The 18,238-nt window shown below is 40.2% G+C and carries 18 protein-coding genes; 6 read left to right on the top strand and 12 right to left on the bottom strand.

The features are described from left to right. Nucleotides 1–35 precede the first annotated feature (35 nt). Together ACYVFA_RS21800 and ACYVFA_RS21805 are read right to left on the bottom strand one after the other, a co-directional pair. Nucleotides 36–914, bottom strand: a complete 879-nt coding sequence (locus ACYVFA_RS21800; protein WP_460473984.1) for a DUF3822 family protein — start codon at nt 912–914, stop codon at nt 36–38. A gap of 74 nt (nt 915–988) precedes the next feature. Next, nucleotides 989–1,429 carry an NUDIX hydrolase gene (locus ACYVFA_RS21805; protein WP_460473985.1) on the bottom strand — a complete coding sequence of 147 codons (441 nt, stop codon included), beginning with the start codon at nt 1,427–1,429 and terminating at the stop codon, nt 989–991. Between the two features lie 18 nt (nt 1,430–1,447). On the opposite strand from ACYVFA_RS21805, the gene ACYVFA_RS21810 reads away from it, so the two are divergent. Next, on the top strand, nt 1,448–1,774 hold the full coding sequence (locus ACYVFA_RS21810; protein WP_460473986.1) for a hypothetical protein: 327 nt from the start codon (nt 1,448–1,450) through the stop codon (nt 1,772–1,774). An 828-nt stretch (nt 1,775–2,602) separates the two neighbouring features. Beyond that, nucleotides 2,603–4,681: an NAD-dependent DNA ligase LigA gene (ligA, locus tag ACYVFA_RS21815; protein WP_460473987.1), complete on the top strand. Its 2,079-nt coding sequence runs from the start codon at nt 2,603–2,605 to the stop codon at nt 4,679–4,681. On the opposite strand, the gene ACYVFA_RS21820 is transcribed toward ligA, so the two are convergent. From ACYVFA_RS21820 to ACYVFA_RS21835, 4 genes are all read right to left on the bottom strand, one after another. Next, nucleotides 4,678–5,592 carry an arginase family protein gene (locus ACYVFA_RS21820; protein ID WP_460473988.1) on the bottom strand — a complete coding sequence of 305 codons (915 nt, stop codon included), beginning with the start codon at nt 5,590–5,592 and terminating at the stop codon, nt 4,678–4,680. The genes ligA and ACYVFA_RS21820 overlap by 4 nt on opposite strands. Nucleotides 5,593–5,620: 28 nt before the next feature. Further along, nucleotides 5,621–6,574 (bottom strand): nitrilase family protein, encoded by a 954-nt coding sequence (locus tag ACYVFA_RS21825; RefSeq protein ID WP_460473989.1) that lies wholly within the window; start codon nt 6,572–6,574, stop codon nt 5,621–5,623. 5 nt (nt 6,575–6,579) lie between these two features. Beyond that, nucleotides 6,580–7,449, bottom strand: coding sequence for a pirin family protein (locus ACYVFA_RS21830; RefSeq protein ID WP_460473990.1), 870 nt, complete (start codon nt 7,447–7,449; stop codon nt 6,580–6,582). A 181-nt stretch (nt 7,450–7,630) separates the two neighbouring features. Next, nucleotides 7,631–9,553 (bottom strand): M1 family metallopeptidase, encoded by a 1,923-nt coding sequence (locus ACYVFA_RS21835; RefSeq protein WP_460473991.1) that lies wholly within the window; start codon nt 9,551–9,553, stop codon nt 7,631–7,633. A gap of 283 nt (nt 9,554–9,836) precedes the next feature. Between ACYVFA_RS21835 and ACYVFA_RS21840 the strand changes: the two genes are divergently transcribed. From ACYVFA_RS21840 to ACYVFA_RS21855, 4 genes are all read left to right on the top strand, one after another. After that, the gene (locus tag ACYVFA_RS21840; RefSeq protein WP_460473992.1) at nt 9,837–10,472 is read left to right on the top strand and encodes a polysaccharide deacetylase family protein; all 636 of its coding nucleotides are present in this window, start codon (nt 9,837–9,839) and stop codon (nt 10,470–10,472) included. Between the two features lie 70 nt (nt 10,473–10,542). Further along, nucleotides 10,543–11,082, top strand: a complete 540-nt coding sequence (locus ACYVFA_RS21845) for a hypothetical protein (protein WP_460473993.1) — start codon at nt 10,543–10,545, stop codon at nt 11,080–11,082. 4 nt (nt 11,083–11,086) lie between these two features. Then, nucleotides 11,087–12,097 (top strand): glycosyltransferase family protein, encoded by a 1,011-nt coding sequence (locus tag ACYVFA_RS21850; protein WP_460473994.1) that lies wholly within the window; start codon nt 11,087–11,089, stop codon nt 12,095–12,097. A gap of 129 nt (nt 12,098–12,226) precedes the next feature. Continuing rightward, nucleotides 12,227–12,637, top strand: coding sequence for a globin domain-containing protein (locus ACYVFA_RS21855; protein WP_460473995.1), 411 nt, complete (start codon nt 12,227–12,229; stop codon nt 12,635–12,637). Here ACYVFA_RS21855 and corA read toward each other — a convergent pair. The 6 genes from corA to ACYVFA_RS21885 form a co-directional block, all read right to left on the bottom strand. Continuing rightward, complete coding sequence (corA, locus tag ACYVFA_RS21860) at nt 12,634–13,716, bottom strand: magnesium and cobalt transport protein CorA (RefSeq protein ID WP_460473996.1); 1,083 nt, start codon at nt 13,714–13,716, stop codon at nt 12,634–12,636. The genes ACYVFA_RS21855 and corA overlap by 4 nt on opposite strands. Before the next feature lie 2 nt (nt 13,717–13,718). Then, nucleotides 13,719–15,140: an ATP-dependent DNA helicase gene (locus tag ACYVFA_RS21865; RefSeq protein WP_460473997.1), complete on the bottom strand. Its 1,422-nt coding sequence runs from the start codon at nt 15,138–15,140 to the stop codon at nt 13,719–13,721. 140 nt (nt 15,141–15,280) lie between these two features. Continuing rightward, on the bottom strand, nt 15,281–15,841 hold the full coding sequence (frr, locus tag ACYVFA_RS21870; protein WP_460473998.1) for a ribosome-recycling factor: 561 nt from the start codon (nt 15,839–15,841) through the stop codon (nt 15,281–15,283). A 169-nt stretch (nt 15,842–16,010) separates the two neighbouring features. After that, nucleotides 16,011–16,727: a uridine monophosphate kinase gene (gene pyrH / locus ACYVFA_RS21875; RefSeq protein WP_460473999.1), complete on the bottom strand. Its 717-nt coding sequence runs from the start codon at nt 16,725–16,727 to the stop codon at nt 16,011–16,013. Nucleotides 16,728–16,814: 87 nt separating this feature from the next. Continuing rightward, nucleotides 16,815–17,315, bottom strand: coding sequence for an acyl-CoA carboxylase biotin carboxyl carrier protein subunit (locus ACYVFA_RS21880; protein ID WP_460474000.1), 501 nt, complete (start codon nt 17,313–17,315; stop codon nt 16,815–16,817). A 12-nt stretch (nt 17,316–17,327) separates the two neighbouring features. Then, complete coding sequence (locus ACYVFA_RS21885; RefSeq protein WP_460474001.1) at nt 17,328–18,221, bottom strand: DMT family transporter; 894 nt, start codon at nt 18,219–18,221, stop codon at nt 17,328–17,330. Nucleotides 18,222–18,238: the final 17 nt, after the last annotated feature.

Here is an 18,238-nt window from a genome sequence, read left to right on the forward strand (position 1 = left end):
ATCGGGTTAATCAGATAAATACTCGTTTTGTTGTACTAATACAGATAATAAGAACAGAAAAGCGTATAATAGCGGTGTTCGGGAATTTGCTCAAAGTACTGACTGAATCTTATTTTAGTAGGATTCGAGGCAAATTCAATATTTTTCAATGTCTTGCTCAATAAAATATATCCCTCTGAGAAAGACGTAATTTCACCATAGAAAATAACAGGCATTTCTGTGTCAAGCCCTAGCTCGTTCATAATAAATAAGACATGGTATACCATATCTGGTGCTGTTCGGTATTGAAAACGGTTGCAGAAATGCAGTTTATCGTCCTGAAAATAAATCAAAGACACAAAATTTTCCTCAAAGTACAGGTGTAGCCCATGATTGGTTTTGTCTTTTACAATCCCCTCAATCAAGGTACTGATTACTGGAACAGGCGTTATCTTCTTGGCTGGGTACATCTCTCTTATCCAGTTTACCAGTTCCTTCTCTACACTAAATATATTTATAATACTAAAATGCGTATGCTTGAACTCAAATATCTGCTCCTGTTCGGTCAGGTTCTTGCCTGCTGCAAAATTAAGGTATTTTACCACTTCATCAGGCTGATAATATTCTTCAGGAATTAACGTGAAATGACTTGCATTCACTGTGAGCCGGATAGTTTTCCAATAATTGGCAGACAAAAACGGATGCCCCTGATAGATACTTTTTACCGTACTCAGCAGGTGATTATGTGTCAACAACGAAAATACGTGGTAATCTTCCAGCCACATAATTACGTTATGAATAGAATTATAAACGGCAAAACGAAAACGATCATGACCTACTTCAATCATCAAATGGCTATCCGCTATCTGACCAACATCAAAGCGATCATCTTTTATTTCAAAGCTTGGTGTAATATGTTTAACTGTGGCCTCCAAGTGTCTGGTTGGATTTGGTTGTTCCTGAACAATTGTCCTTTATCTGACAATTTTAATAAAATTCAAACGATTTCCTAAGAATTAATCGCTAAATATACATCTTCCGTGAAGAAATCCTTGTTTTTAACAGGAATCCATTTCACATCTTTTATTAATTGCACCTCCTGATTTAACTCCGGGTCTGTTCCCTTCATTAATTCTCCTGAAACAATCTGCACGCTGAAATACAATTCGATGGCATGTATGGGTACATGAATAAACTCATGCTTATATAAAAAACTTCCGACTTTTATATGAAACCCTGTTTCTTCCAGAAATTCTCTTGTCAGCGTTTCTACAATAGTTTCACCTACTTCCATTCCTCCACCAGGTGGCAGCCATACGTCTTTGTCATTAATCACCCCTTTATGGCAAGCCATCAGCACCTGCTCATCTTTTATACAAATACCACATACCCGTATCCGAACCCTGTTATGGTAGATTTTTTTTATTGTTTCCTGTGTGTCATTAATCATTGGGAATACTTAAAAATCGTGCAAAGATACGGATTGCCCTTTATGTCGGTGAAAGTGGGGCATGAAAATTATTGTCAACCCTTTTCACTGAATAAAAAAGTTCCTACCATAAGGGGCACTTTTTTCAATCCCGCTTTGGCGGCTAGTACTTTCAAAGACTCTCAGTTCAAAAAGGTATTCACCGTAGCGTCTACCTTTTCTGAGGCTGCTTTAGTGCCTGATATGTACTCAGTTAAGCTTCTTGCCTTTGTATGCTTTTCTTCCTTCATGATAACAGTTGGTATGCGGACGGCTAGTCGCGGACGGCCAATGGTGAATAATTCTTCAAGACTCGACTCTCCATAAATTTCCGGCTTTAGATTGTGTTTTCAAAGTGTTTCGGAGATTTTTGATAAAATCATACTGTTGAGGGAAGAAGTTTAAACAAGTTTGTTTGGTATACGCTTGTTTAATTTTGTTCTATGAGTACCAGCGCCTGCAACGGTCCTCCGTCTCCGTCTAAAATAACAACGGAAATGACATCATTCAAGTGCAGACGAAAGTCTGCACGAGCATAAAAATTATTCTTTATAGATAGCTATTAATATTTTCGACCAACGCTACAAGCCATCTTATTGATAAAATTAATGTTAAATAAGTTCATAGTAAGCCGGACTGAGTTCTTAGCACATCATAACATATCAAAACTACCCGCACAGCGTCCACTTTGCTATCTTAGACGGCAACAGCCATAAGTTTTATTCACCGTCACTTCCATTTCCTTAAATATTTCTTCTAAATTTGATTGATTAATCAAACCTTATTCAAAAATGCCAATAACGGGCTACACAGAATAATTTTTATGCTCGTGCAGATTTATTAAGTTTCAAAAAATAAGCGTTCTTAGACATTAGTCAGATTTTGTCATAGAATCTGCGCAAAAATAGCCTATCGCACGGCCTTCGACTCCGCTCAGGCACCGGGCTAGGGGCTAAAATCAAAGGTCTCTCAAATCGGTGCCTGAGCGGAGCGGACGTCGCACAATCGAAGGCCCGATTAGACAAAGATTCAGGAGCTCTTATTTGCTGAATCCTAATTAGTTTGCACTTGAAAAATGTCATTTGCCGCGCGGCGTCCGCTTTGTTATTTTAAAATACTATTAAACAAGTTCTCTACCAAATACCCACATACAACATGAACCCGGCTGATAGAATTATTGAACTGACCGAAAAACTGAACTATTACAATGAACGCTATTATATAGATAGTGTTTCGGAGATTTCAGATCAGGAGTTTGACTTGCTACTGAAAGAATTAGAAAGCCTTGAAACCGAACATCCGGATTTAAAACAACCTGACTCTCCTACTCACAGGGTAGGCGGAGGCATTACTAAAAACTTTGCTAATGTAGCCCACCGCTACCCGATGCTATCGTTGGCCAATACCTATAGCGAGCAGGAATTAATTGATTTTGATGAGCGTGTAAGGAAAGGACTCAACGGTGAGGCTTATGAATATGTATGTGAGCAGAAATTTGATGGAATCTCTTTATCCATGACATTCGAGAACGGGATTTTTGTGAGAGGAGTAACCAGAGGGGATGGTGTAAGAGGTGATGATATTACAACAAACGTAAAGACCCTAAGAAGCCTGCCTTTACGTGTAAAAAGTAAGGAAAATATCTCACTACCACCTGTTTTTGAGGTACGTGGTGAAGGTTTCTTACCTTTTGCCTCATTTGAAAAAATGAATAAAGAGGCCGAAGAAGCAGGAGAAGAAAGCTATGCCAATCCACGAAATGCGGCTTCGGGTACATTCAAATTACAGGATTCTAAAGAAGTAGCACGCAGGGGGCTGGATGCTTATGTCTATCAGTTTCTGGCTGACCAAGAGATTTTTGCGACACATGAAGAAAGTCTTGTGGCCTTGAAAAAACTGGGTTTCAATGTATCGCAAACCTGGAAAAAATGCGCCGATATAGCCGAGATAATGGCTTATATTAAGGAATGGGAAGAGAAACGCTATTCTTTGCCACTGGCTACCGATGGTATTGTAATCAAACTCAATTCTTTTGCCCAAAGAGAAGAACTAGGCTATACAGCCAAGAGCCCGCGCTGGGCGATTGCCTATAAATACAAGGCAGAATCAAAACCTGCTATTCTGCGTGGGGTTACCTATCAGGTAGGTCGCACGGGTGCCATTACTCCGGTGGCTGAACTGGATAATGAAAAACTCAACCATAAGGGTATTCATTTATCAGGCACTACTGTAAAACGCGCATCATTACACAATGCCAACGAAATCGAGCGATTAGATTTAAGAATCGGCGATACGGTTTTTGTAGAAAAAGGTGGAGAGATTATTCCAAAAGTGACAGCCGTTGACCTTTCGAGAAGGGGGATGTTTGATACACAAAAAATTGAATATCCTACCAAATGCCCGGAATGCGGTGCAGAATTATACAGAAAAGAAGGAGAAGCCAACCATTATTGCCCTAATGAAAAAGGTTGCCCGCCACAAATCAGGGGAAGAATAGAGCATTTTATCCACCGCAAGGCCATGAATATTGATAGTCTGGGCGAAGGTAAGATTGAGTTGCTTTATGAAAAAGGTCTGGTAATTGATGCCTCTGATTTATATAAACTGACTTACGAACAATTGTTCGGCCTTGAAAAGGTAATTGAAGATAAAGAAACAGGCAAAGTCAAGAAGATAGGTTTCAAAGAAAAAACGGTGCAGAATATTCTGGATGGAATTGAGAAATCGAAAGAAATGCCGTTTAAGCAAGTGCTTTTTGCCATTGGTATCCGCTATGTAGGTGCAACAGTCGCTGAAAAGCTAGCAAGTTTCTTCAAGAATATTGATGCTATTAAAAATGCTTCCTACGAAGAGCTTAGAACTGCCCCTGAAATAGGAGATAAAATAGCCCTGAGTGTACAGGAATATTTCCAGAATGAAGATAACCAACAGTTTATTGAACGATTGAGAGCAGCCGGCTTACAACTAACCGCCCAGAACGAAGTTAAAGAAATAGAAGGCGATGCGCTCACAGGCAAGACATTCCTATATACCGGAACATTCGAAAACTTTGAACGTGAGGCATTGGAAACAAAAATTGAAGCCAACGGTGGAAAGGTAGTAAGTGGTGTATCAGGCAAACTGGATTACCTCATTGTAGGTGACAAACCGGGTTCTTCTAAAATAGAAAAAGCAAAAAAACTAAATGTAAAAATGATTTCAGAAACAGAATTTGTGGCTATGCTGGAAGCTTAAACCTGTTGAAATACTTCTACTAATTCATCAACTAGTCGCTTGCCGACACTTTTATCAGCATCCAGGTCAGGGTCGTAAATGGTTAACTGAAAACCTACTACGAGCCCTGATTTGATAAAGGTCTTTAATAAGGTTCTCAGTTCGTCATAAGACAACCCATCTTCTTGCGGAGAATCAACAGCTGGCATCACTTCGCTGTCTAATACATCGGCATCCACATGAAGCCAAATGCCTTCTACTTGGTTTATTTTTAGTTTCTCTATAAATTCAGTAGCCGTTTTGATAATCCCTTTCTCACGCAAATCTGGTAAATCGGCATTAAAAATAGCCGAATGATAGAAATTACCATTAAAGGTTTTATCATAACAACGATTGGCAAACTGAGCCGTATTAGCTTCTGCTACATAAGGCTGCTGATTATCAATATTCGTAATGGCCTCATCTCCAACACCTGTTACAATCGCCAGATCCATCCCAGCAGCACCACCGGTTGACGAACTGATTCTGGCAATGGCATAATCGGTATGTCCATCGATATGTACCAATCCATAATTGCCTGCTTGTTTGAGTGCCAGCATACTACCAATCAGAATACTGCAATCACCCCCAATCACAATCGGGAATTGGTTTTTAGTTATGATTTCTTTGATTACCTCTGCATACTGTTTACTATATGCAATCAATTCAGGCAGATTTCTGATACCTGTTTTTGTATCCACCACACCTGTATAAGCCGGCGGATTAATGGTGTAGGCCTGAGAAATATACAGCCGTTCTTTAAAAGAAAAATGCTCAAAAACAGCAGGGGCTTTTCTTGCGCCTGGCCCATCTTTATCAGCATAAGGCATAGGTTTAAGCCCTAAATTAGTCGGGGCTGAAACATACACTACCTCTTTATCATGAATGTGCATCGTTGGCGCTTCGGAATGAGTTATAACATTATTTATCCATATCTAACCAGACTACCTTTTGTTCTGAGGTATGTTCCTGCCCGATAATATCTCTGTATAAATCTGGTCGGCGGGCTTTCTTATAGCGATAACCACCTGCCTGAGTCAGTTTTTCAGGAGTGAGCGTTGCTGTTACGAAATCGTCTCCTAGTGTTCTGCATTCGGCTATCACATCACCAAAAGGGTCAACAATCATGGCGCAACCGTTTTTCAACTGGTCGGCATCCATTCCAATCGGGTTTGTGAAAATAGCATAAATGGCATTGTCATAGGCTCTGGCAGGCAACCATTTCATGAGCCATCCCCTACCCTTCATCCCCTCAAATTCCAGACGCAAGGAGGTTGGGTCTGCCTCCCGGTTTTCCCAGAGTTCAGGGTCAACAAAGCCTGCACCCGGACGGGTTGATGGCGTGCACATCGTGACGTGCGGCATAAAAATAATATCAGCCCCCAAAAGCGTAGTAGCCCTTACGTTTTCAATCACATTATTATCATAACAAATCAGGATACCGCATTTCCAACCATGAATTTCGAATACGCAATATTCATTGCCCGGTGTCAGATGTTTATTAATGAAAGGGTGCAGTTTGCGGTATTTAGCCACCAATCCATTCTTATCTACACAAACGTAAGCTTTGAATAAATTATCGTCTTTATCTTTCTCGAAAAGCCCTGCCAATACCACAATATCGTGCTTTTTAGCAATAGCAATCAGTTCCTGAATACTTTCACCGTCAGGAATTAACTCGGCTATATCCAGCATTTGCTCTTTTGTAAAAGGCATGGCAAAGGTATAGCCCGTAAGCGCACATTCATGAAAAGCAATCACTTGCGAGCCTTCCTGAGCGGCTTTTCCGGCCAGTTTGTCCATCACAGATAAGTTGTAGGCTTTATCTCCGCTCTTGTTTTCAAATTGTGCGGTTGATACTTTTAGATTATTCATTAAAATTAGCTTGGTAATGGTACAAATTCTGTTTCTCCCGGAATCTTCGGAAAAGTTTGTTCCTGCCATTTAATCTTGGCTTCTTCTATCTTCTCTTTATTGCTTGACACAAAATTCCAGTAAATAAACCGCTCTTCCGGAAATGGCTCTCCGCCAAATATATAGATAGTCGTATTTTCTTTCAAGGTAAACTCACAAAGCTCATCTTGTTTAGCCACTAAAATCCGCTTAGGCTCATAGCTGATTCCCTCGTTTTCAATGCTTCCTTCCAGAATATAAATCGCTACTTCGCCAAATAATTCATGCCCTATTTTAATGGTTCTTTCCTCTGTGCCTTTGATTTCTAGCAAAAACAATTGGCTATACACAGGCACCGGAGACTTATACCCAAAAGCAGTTCCGGCAATGAGTTTATAAGATACCCCATCGTTCTCCCAGGTAGGTATATCCTCTTCTGAAGCATGGTAAAAAGAAGGCGCACTATCTTCCAGTTCTTTGGGCATAGCTACCCAGATTTGCAGGCCATGCATCATTTTATCAGATGTCCGCAGATAATCAGGCGTACGTTCAGAGTGTACAATACCCTTGCCAGCCGTCATCCAGTTCACCTGTCCGGGTTTGATTTCCATTTCTACACCCAGGCTATCGCGGTGCATCACACTTCCCTCAAATAGATAAGTCAGCGTCGAAAGTCCGATATGTGGGTGCGGCGGAATATCCATATTCTGGTGGTCGCTCAGACATACAGGCCCCATATGGTCAAGAAAAACAAAAGGCCCCACCGCACGCTTGCGCGTAAAAGGCAATAAGCGACCTACCATAAAATTTCCAATATCACGAGGGCGCTCTTCTATAATTAAGCTGATGTTTGACATAGTCTATTGAGTGAATGAGTGAGTTAGTGATTGAGTGATTAGTTAATAGCGAATTAGTGAATGGTTAATTAGCGAATAATTTTGACTAATTATTGATTGATTTACTTATTCATTCATTAATTCGCCATTCACGATTTGCACTTAATCACTCAATCACACATTCACCAAATCACTCAATTCTTTACGCCAGCCCTGCCATCCATTGCATCATATTTTGTATCCAGAACATGATTTTCATGGTGTATTTTCTGAATACGAGCATAGATGGGTCTACAGCTTTGCTATTATTATTAAAATTTAAATCTAATAAGAGTTTGTTTTGTGGATCTACTTTTACTGTACTGATGGCTTTATCGAATGTATAAGTCTTTGCTTTATCGGCTTCTCCATTCCAGGGGATTAATTCTTGTTTACCATCAGCAAATTGCACTAAAATTTCAGTAGGCAATATCATATCACCCAGACGCTCTACGGTGAACTGTCCTGATATTTTACCGTCTTTTTCTACATTCTCAACAGATTTCAAAGCATAATCCAGCACAGGCGCAGGAGACTTATAGAGAACCTGATCAAAATACCAGTTCATATCCGTTCCGAAACGATTGCCTGTGCGTCTAGGTATTATCTCATTTGCTACGTCAATAAAATCCCGTACACATGGGTGCTTGAAACGCCAGCGGATAAAATAGGTTTGCATCACCTCGTCCATTGTGCTTCGGCCTATCATATTTTCAAGTGTCTTCAACCAAGTAGCCGTTTTGGTATAGGTCATGACACTATAAGTACCCTTTGGATATTGCCAGGCATTCCTGAAAACCTGGGTAATTTTTGGGTCTTTCATGGTTACATAGCTGATTCTGGAGGTCTCCATATCATTTATCGTGAAACCGATAAAATTCATCTGAGAACCCGGCTCATAGTTTTCATCCATGATTCTGCCCTCGTAATATTGGTTAAAACCCTCATCTAAAAACGACTCCTCAAACTCATTCGAAGCCAGCATTCCCTGAAAATACTGATGCCCAAACTCATGTACCGTTACGAGTTCTGCAAATCTCATCCCTTTAGGTAAACCCCAACTCGTACCACAAGTAATAAAAGTCGGATATTCCATTCCGCCTGAGCCTGCGCCATTCATCGGTGGGTCAATCAGACTTAAAACTGTATGGGGGTATTTACCCAGATTTTTTTCGAAATAGGTCAAAGCTGTGATAGCAGCCTGAAAGTATCGCTCGGTAGAACCTGAATGTTCCGGCTGCATTACGGCTTTTATCTTCACGTGTTTCCATTGGCGCTCGCTGATAACGAATCGAGGCGATGCTGTCCAGGCAAAATCATGTACATCTTCTGCCATATAGGTAATAGTTTTCGTACCATTATCGTGTGGGGCTTCATTCTGAAAAATACCTGTGGCAGCCAACTGGAAATCTTTCGGTACAGTCATGCTGACTTTGTAGTTTCCAAAATCGGCATAAAACTCTGTATTGGCATGAAACTGATGGCAGTTCCATTGTCCGGTTTTGGCATAGCGCATCCCCGCAGGCTCATACACTCCAATTTTCGGAAACCATTGTCCTACCAGAAAATAATTATCGGCAAAACCTGTACGGGCGAATATCTTAGGCAATTTGGCTTTGAAATTTATATCAAGCGTAATGCTTTCGTTTGGAGCCAAAGATTTGCTGAGTGGTACTCTGATAACCGTCTTGTCTTTCTCATTCAGGTCGTCAGTCTGAATAAATTCAATCTTGTTCGTCAGGCTTTCTCCATTTCTCAGCTGCATAGACTCGATCGCTATCGAACCCAGATTCATTGCCTTCGAGGCATCAATCACATCACCACGCAATTGTCCGCCCGATTCCTTCATAAAGGTAGAATTCTTATCTTTGAAGGCATTCAGATACAAATGGAACTGCAATTCCGAAATATGATCCGTCGAAGTATTTTTCCAGACTAACGTTTCTTTGCCTTTCAGCGTTTTTTTATCAGCATCCAATGCTACATCAATCGTATAGTTGGCAATGCGGTTACTGAAAGGTTTGTTTTGTGCTGAAGCAGACACAACCAGAAAAAACAAGAGGTATATACGCAGGAAATGATTCATACAATCGTTTATTTGAGGGCTAAAACTCCTTAGGAAGCTGGCTATTTTATTGTTTGCAATTTAGAGAAAATCGTCATTATTTAGAGAACTTATTTTAAATTAAAATAGCGGAGATAAATTCATCGAATTTGGTAGAGACGTAATGCATTACGTCTCCATTGGTCTATCCAATCCAACAAATATATTTATATAGAAAGGCTCAAAACAATAGATATTTTTTTAGGCTGACAGGCACTTGGAGACTAAAAACAATTTACCTTTCAGTAAAAACAAAAAACCACCAATGATCCTCCACAAAACAAACTTCCTGATGCGGGCTTTATATCCTGATTTTGTCTGGCGAAAAGATAAGCAGGAGAAAAATATCTATCTGACCTTTGACGATGGCCCGATTCCTGAAATAACTGAGTTTGTTTTAGAAACCTTAGCTCAATTCAAGGCCAAAGCCACTTTTTTCTGCATTGGCGACAATATCAGAAAACACCCCCATATCTTCAAAAAAGTGATTGCAGATGGGCATACAATCGGTAATCATACCTACAATCATCTGAGAGGCTGGGCTACTGAAGACGCAGTTTATCTGGCAAATGTAAAACAATGTGACGCCGAAATTAGTAATCAGATAAGGTGGGACGGAAAAAGCAAAAAGCTTTTCAGACCACCGCATGGCCGGGTTAAGCGTAGCCAGACCAGGGTTTTGTTGCCCGATTATGACATTATTATGTGGGATGTACTGACAGCCGATTACGATGCCAGCCTCTCACCCGACACTGTTTTAGCAAAGGCATTGAAATATACAGAGAATGGTTCGATTGTACTTTTTCATGACAGTATCAAGGCTAATAAAAACATGAGTTTTGCTTTGCCGAGGTTTCTTGAATACTTTTCTGAGAGAGAATTTCGTTTTCAAACAATTTAAATGTTTTTTGTCCTCCATTTGGATAAACATTTATCAAAAAATCCAATTAAAACCATAAACAGCTTTTAACATGAAAATTACAAAAGGGGTTTTAATACCATTGTTGTCTATTTTAACAATGGTTACGGCCTACAGCCAGACTAAATTCACAGAACAGAAAGCGGGTCATATCTACCATGTCATGGTGCCTGATTATATGACAAAAGCCGTAACATTAAACGATGTAGCTACGATGCAATACATCAACTCTGCCAAAAATGCCTATCTGGTAATCATCGACGACTCGAAAGAAGAACTGGAAATGAAAGGAATCAAATTTGCTTCACTGAAAGATTTCCACGACGATAATATCAAACACCTCAAAGGAGAAGAAAACGACCCTGTTGAGTCAAAGCCAACCGAATTTGAAGCCAATGGCAATAAATTTTATCAGACCGAATTGAGTGTTAATTTCAAAGAAGCTGATAATTTAGAGGTGAAAATCACCTATCTGATCACATACGTTGAAACCAAAAACTATTATTATCAGATTTTGTGTTGGTCTTTAACCCCGGAATACAAAAATTTAGTAGCCGATTTTAAAAAGATAGCCGCCAGTATCAAGGATTAATCTGATGCACGTACCCATGGTAAGTATCCTGATTGCTGCCCGCAATGAGGAAAACAATATACTTGATTTATTACACTCGCTCATCTGCCTGAGTTACCCTAAAGAAAAAACACAGATTTTAATCGGCAACGATGGTTCGACTGATAAAACTGTGGAATTGATAGAGGGATTCATTACGCATTTGAGCGAGCGTGAAAAAAGTATGTTTCAGCTCATTACCATTGAAAAAACCATTGCCGGGTTGCGGGGAAAAGCAAATGTATTAGCGCAATTAGCCCCCCATACCAATGGAGAATACTATTTCTTTACCGATGCCGATGTAGAAGTACCCACGCATTGGATTGAAAAAATGCTTGAGATACAGAACGAAAAGCCCTCAGATAAAAAAAACGGTGTAGTGGTCGGCATTACGCTGGTAAAAAACACCCATTGGTTTGAGGCTTGTCAGGCTTTAGAATGGTTATTTGCCCTGAAACTGATGAAAACGCTGAACAATTACCAGATTCCCTCAACCGGAATGGGGAATAATATGATGGTTACGAAAGAAGCCTATTGGGCAGTAGGCGGCTACGAAAATATCGGATTCTCAATAGTAGAAGATTATGCCTTATATAAGGCCGTGATTGATAAAGGCTATGGCTTCAAACAGGGTTTCGATGCCGCAATTATGACAGTTACTAAGCCTCCGCCCAATTATTTCGAACAACGAAAAAGATGGGTGGCCGGAGGGTTTTCTACGGGTTCTGTTCTCATCTATCCTGCTTTAATACAAGGTTTTGCACTCCCGATTTTATTAGCTATCAGTTTTTTCTTCTGGAGAATTCCTTTGCTCATTATTGGGCTTAGTTTATTGATTAATGCACTTGTTGGCTACCGAATCTGTGCCCGATTGGGGCAACTACGTCTGTTTAGATATATTCCGGCATATACCCTTTATATGTATGCCTTCTGGTTTTTGCAATTGGTGAGTTATTTTTTGCCTACCAAACTCGTTTGGAAAGGAAGAGATTATTAGCGGCTCGTTGAGTTTCTCTTACTGTTTAATGTCGTTTAACTACCATTCAATCCTGATTTCGGCTGACTCACTGAGTTTGATTAGGATTAGAATTTGAAAAAACAGAACTTTGGTAAAAAACTGCGGTGTATGACAAGCGAGCAAGTAAAGATTATCAGAAATACATGGAGAAGTTTACAAGGGGTTGATGCCACCTTGCTGGGAGACGTATTTTATAGCCGATTGTTTCTGAAAGAGCCCTCGTTGCGTAAAATGTTTAATGTTCCAAAAGAAGTACAGGCAAAAAAATTGATTGATATGCTCGACCTGATTGTGAGCCGATTAGACCGGCTGAATGAGGTAAGTGAAGATATCAGACAATTAGCCAAAAGGCACGTAGGCTATGGCGTAAAGCCTAAACATTATGAAGATGTAGGCAAAGCTTTGCTATGGTCAATCAGTAAAGGTTTAGGCAAAGACTGGAATCCGAAAGTTGAAGCTGCCTGGGCAGCCTGCTACGCTACCTTGACAGATGCCATGATAGATGTAGGAAATGATTAGATATATTTCTTCCACCTGAAATATATCCAGAGAATAATAGTTATTATCGCCATGATACCCAGCGTATAAAAATAGCCATAATGGTGATGCAGTTCCGGCATATTGTCGAAGTTCATACCATAGATACCAGCAATAAACGTAAGAGGCATAAATATAGCCGTGAAAACGGTCAACGTTTTCATTACCGAGTTCATCTTATTGCTGAGGCTCGTGAGGTAGATATTCTGGATATTTTCAATCATTTCGCGATAGGTCTCAATAGTATCCAATATCTGGAGAATATGGTCGTAGACGTCGCGGAGATAGATATTGGTTGATGACAGAATGAGTGGAGAATCTTCCCGGATAAGCGTGCCAAACATATCTCTTAATGGAATAGTTACCTTGCGTATCGTCATTAATTCTCTTTTGAACCGATACAGAAGTGACTGGTCATCGGCTTCGGGTTTATCAACAATTTTTATTTCCAGCTCCTCTAGTTTCTCTCCGAATTTCTCCAGCACAACGAAATAATTATCGACAATCAAATCACAGAAAGAATAATAGAGATAATCGGCCTTGCCCTTGCGGGTCTTCCCTATCGAAGCATTCAACCGTGCAAAAATCGGTGCAAAAACATCAGACTTATGCACTTCCTGAAAAGTTAAGACATAATTTTCGCCCAGAATCAAGGCCACGTGTTCAGATTCAAACTGGTTTAGTTCGGGGTTGAACTGTAACATTTTCAACACTGTAAACAGATGTTTATCACCAAAGTGTTCCAGTTTAGGTTTTTGTTCTGTATTTAAAATATCCTCCTGAACCAGCGGATGCAGATGGTAATGATTGCCAACAGCAGCTATTACCGGCACTTCATGTATCCCTTCAACATCCAGCCAGAGCACCTCGTTTTCTTTGAGGGCTGGCTTACAATTGCTTAAGTCCTTAATTGTTTTTTCACGGTAAAACTGCTCGTTAAACTCCACCAATTTAATAAGCGTACTTTCAGCTACTTCTTTCCCTACATACGCCAATGTTCCTGGCGAAGTAAATGCCTTTTTCTCCTTATAATTGCCGTGTTTTCTACGATTTTTCCCCATGACTATTCAAAGAAATCTTTATTGAAATTAACTAAAAAAACCTGCTTTACTCCACGCGTGATGGCCGTGTAAAGCCAGCGGATAAAATCATTATCTATCTGTGCATCAGGCAGATAGCCCTGATCAACAAAAACTGCATCCCACTGCCCCCCCTGCGATTTATGGCACGTAAGCGCATAGGCAAACTTCACCTGCAAGGCATTCAGATAAGGGTCTGCTTTCAGCATTTCCTGCCGCTCGCGCTTCGATTTTACCCAGAAATAATCCTTCATTACGCTTTCATACAAAGCCTTGTTTTCTTCCGGTGTGAGAGTCGGAGCATTGGAATATAAGGTATTCAGAATCAGTTTTGAATCAAACTCCGGTTCATCAGGATAATCGACTAATTTCAGGGTTGCATTCACAAACCTGAACCCATGTAATTCTTCCTCTTTGCGTAGTTTTACAACTTCTACGAAATCACCGTTGGCAATAAAACCTGCTTTCGAATCTTCTCCCAGAATCGTATAATTATTCCGGACTACCATCAGCATATCGCCATTTTCAATCTCACTTTCCGAATAATTGATGGTGTTTCTGATATACCGGTTATATTGCACTGCCGTCTTGTTTGAGCGGGTGATAATGGTGGTATTTTCCCGGCCGTATTTCTCATAAGCATATCTCAAACCATCCTCCAGCCTATCTCCACCCATTCTATAGAAATCCTTAAAACCCCCGGTTCGTAACCTGATAGCCGGATTTTCAATATCAATCTGCTTTCTCAGCTCAGTAGCATTGCTCAATATACCAGATTCCTGTTCCTGACGCATAACCTCTGTCAGACAATGCTCAGTCAGGTCTGTATGATACCGATTTTTCAGATGTTCTGCATTTAAGGCAGGGCTTACTGCCATTTTTACGGGTGGTAACTGGGCTTCATCGCCAATCAGCAGGAGTTTATTGGTATCCTGTTCAAATACATAATCTAATAAATCGTGCAAAAGGCTATTGGTACCAAAATCTCTTTCGTCCGAAATCATCGAGGCTTCATCCACAATATATACCGTACCCTCGCTATTGTTTTTCATACGTTCAAAAACCAGTGTACCCGTATAAGTGTTTTCAACCTGCCGATAGATTTTTTTATGGATAGTAAAAGCACTCTTTTTTGCATAGCCAGACATCACCTTGGCGGCTCGCCCGGTGGGTGCCATCAGCACAGCTTTATAGCCAAACTCTCTCAGAACCTTGATTAATGTATTGATAAAAGTGGTTTTCCCGGTACCTGCATAGCCTTTGAGCAAGAAAACATCTCTGAATTTTTCTTCATCCAGAATAAACTCGTTCATCAGTTCAAACAACTTGGCTTGTCCGGGTGTGGGAGTAAAAGGGAATTTTTTTAATAATCTTTCAGAGGGCTTAATTTCCGGATCGAGATTCATGGACAAAGACACGTTATTTTATACAAAAATAAATAGATGATTGGTGTATTTGTATTTTTGGGTAAATTAAATCTCAAAAAGCCAACAAAAAAGCCTACCAACAGGCAGGCTTCTCATGTATAACAAAACTCTTAATCAGTTTACACGCTCATGATGTCTTTTTCCTTCTCAGCCATCAATTGCTCTGCTTTCTGGATATAGCTATCAGTCAGTTTCTGTACTCGCTCCTCTGCCTTTTTCACTTCATCTTCCGAGCCGCCATCTTTCTGAATTTTCTTCAATTCTTCGTTGGCTTCCTGACGTACCTTACGGATATTCACACGAGCCACTTCAATTTCACCTTTCACCCTTTTCACTAAATCACGGCGACGTTCTTCTGTCAATGGTGGCACATTCAAACGGATAACCTCACCATCGTTTGCAGGAGAAAGTCCTACGTTAGAATTGATAATGGCACGCTCTATATCATTGATTAATTTTCTCTCAAAAGGTTTGATGGAAATGGTGCGGGCATCTGGTGTACTTACTGACGATACCTGATTCAACGGCGTAGGTACACCATAATATTCAACCATAATACCATCAAGCATGGTAGTACTTGCTCTTCCGGCTCTGATTTTTGAAAGTTCAATTTGTGTATGCTTCAGGGCACGATCCATCGTGTCTTTCGACATATCAATTACAAGATCTATTTCTTCCATATTATTTTTAAATTGAGTGATTTAGTGAATTAGTGATTGAGTGATTTTTCACTTCTACTCTAATACTATTAACCACTTACGTTACAAAATTACTTAATAAAAAATATGCTTAATCTATAGATGATTTAGTTTCTAATTTAATCACTCATTCACTAATTCACTCAATGACTCATTCGCTCACCAACGTCCCGATATCCTCGCCTGTTACCACCTTCATCAGGTTTCCAGCCTGGTTCATGTCGAATACCACGATTGGCATTTTGTTTTCTTTACAAAGGGCAAAAGCCGTTAAGTCCATTATTTTCAGATTTTTATTGATGGCTTCGTCGTAGCTGATTTGCTTATAACGCGTAGCAGTTGGGTCTTTGCGTGGGTCTGCAGTATAAACACCGTCAACGCTTGTGCCTTTTAATAATAAATCTACGCCCAATTCATTGGCTCTTAAAGCACCACCTGAATCAGTAGAAAAATAAGGATTTCCGGTTCCGGCACCAAGAATCACGACTCTGCCTTTTTCAAGGTGACGAATCGCACGGCGACGAATAAATGGTTCGGCCACCTGCTCTACTTTGATAGCCGATAGCAGTCGGGTAGTCAATCCGATAGACTCCAGGGCACTCTGAATAGCCATTCCGTTGATTACAGTCGCCATCATGCCCATATAATCACCTTGTTCGCGCTCAATACCTGAGTTGGCACTTGCACCACGAAAAATGTTTCCACCGCCAATCACGATAGCTACTTCGCAACCCGCATCTACTACAGCTTTCACTTCCTGTGCATATTGCGTAAGGATGTCAGTATTAATAATCTGGCTTTTATCGCCGCCATTTAAGGCTTCTCCACTAAGTTTTAAGAGGATTCGTTTGTATTTCAGTTGGCTCATAGTTTATGATTTAGGCGTAAAATTAAATATTTGTCTCAATCAATCAAAAAAATACCCTCTTTGTTGAAAGAGGGTAGCTAATAAGAACTATTCAAATTCCATAATAATATGATTCTTCTCAACGGTCTCGCCCGTTTTTACCTTAATGCTTTTCACCTTGCCATCGCCTGTGGCTTTTATGGCATTTTCCATCTTCATGGCTACCAATATCAGCAAAATATCACCTTTTTTTACTTCATCGCCTACCTTTACTTTCATTTCATAAATCAGGCCGGGCATCGGTGCTTTCAGGTCGTTCAATTTAGCAGATTTAGTGCTGTTCATGCCCATTTTTTCCAGAAGCAAATCGGTTCTGTCTTTCAGATTCACGGTATGAATTTTATCACCAATTTTCAATCTGAAGATTTTCTCGGCATAATTTGCCTCCACTACCTCAACATTATACGATCGATTATCTTTCAGAATATGAAAGTCTTTATCCGAAATCTTTTTCAAATCCCACACAAAAGGCTGATTATTGATTAATACTCCACCTTTCTCTTCCGAGATTTCTACCGTCTCTTTATCGTTGACAATGGCTTTTAGCATACAGTCAGAAGCTTATTTTTTATTAATCAGATATACACCTACTAAGATAATACTCATTCCGAAATAATGGTACAACGAAATCGGCTCGCCGTCGAGAAAGCCCATTATGGTAGCAACTACCGGAATGAGATAAGTAACGGATGAGGCAAAAACCGGGGATGCAATTTGCAAAATATAATTAAAAATAATAGCAGCAATACCCGAATTTATTGCACCCAACAAAATAACCAGCATCAATGGGGTAATCACATCCTGATTCAAGCGCGATACAAAATCTGTTGAAAATAGCGTAATTCCCGCTAAAACAGCCACACCGCACAGTGTCCAGGCACTCAAAAGTACCGGATTAATGGTTTTCAGGTATTTACCAGTGATATTTACATTGAAGCCATACATCAAGGCAGAAAGGATTACCAGTAAGGCATAAGGATTATTGAACGACAAGCCATCTTTACTGGCCGAAAGAATCAGCACAATACTGCCCACAAAGCCTAAAATGAGACCAATCGCCTGCCAGCGTTTAATTATCTGCTGAAAGAAAAGCGCACCCACAATCAATACAAAAAGCGGCGTAGAAGAATTGAGCGCCCCTACTAATGAGCTATTGACCCTTGTACCTGCCAGCGCAAATAAAAAGGCCGGCAAAAAATAACCCAGCAAGCCAGAGGCCAGAAAGTACTTAGTCTTTTCTTTAGGATACTCTTTCCAGCGGCTGATGAGCCAGGGCAGGAAAACCAAACCCGCCGACATGATTCTAAGCGCACCGATTTGCACAGGCGTAAAGGCAATCAGGGCTTTTTTCATGATTAAAAACGACGAACCCCACATGGTAGCCAACAGGCAGAGCAATAGCCAGGCAATAATCGTTTTATTCTGGGTAGTAGTAGTAGTTGATGTTGTATTCACTGATGAAGTGGAAATAT

The organism is Emticicia fontis, assembly GCF_054779675.1.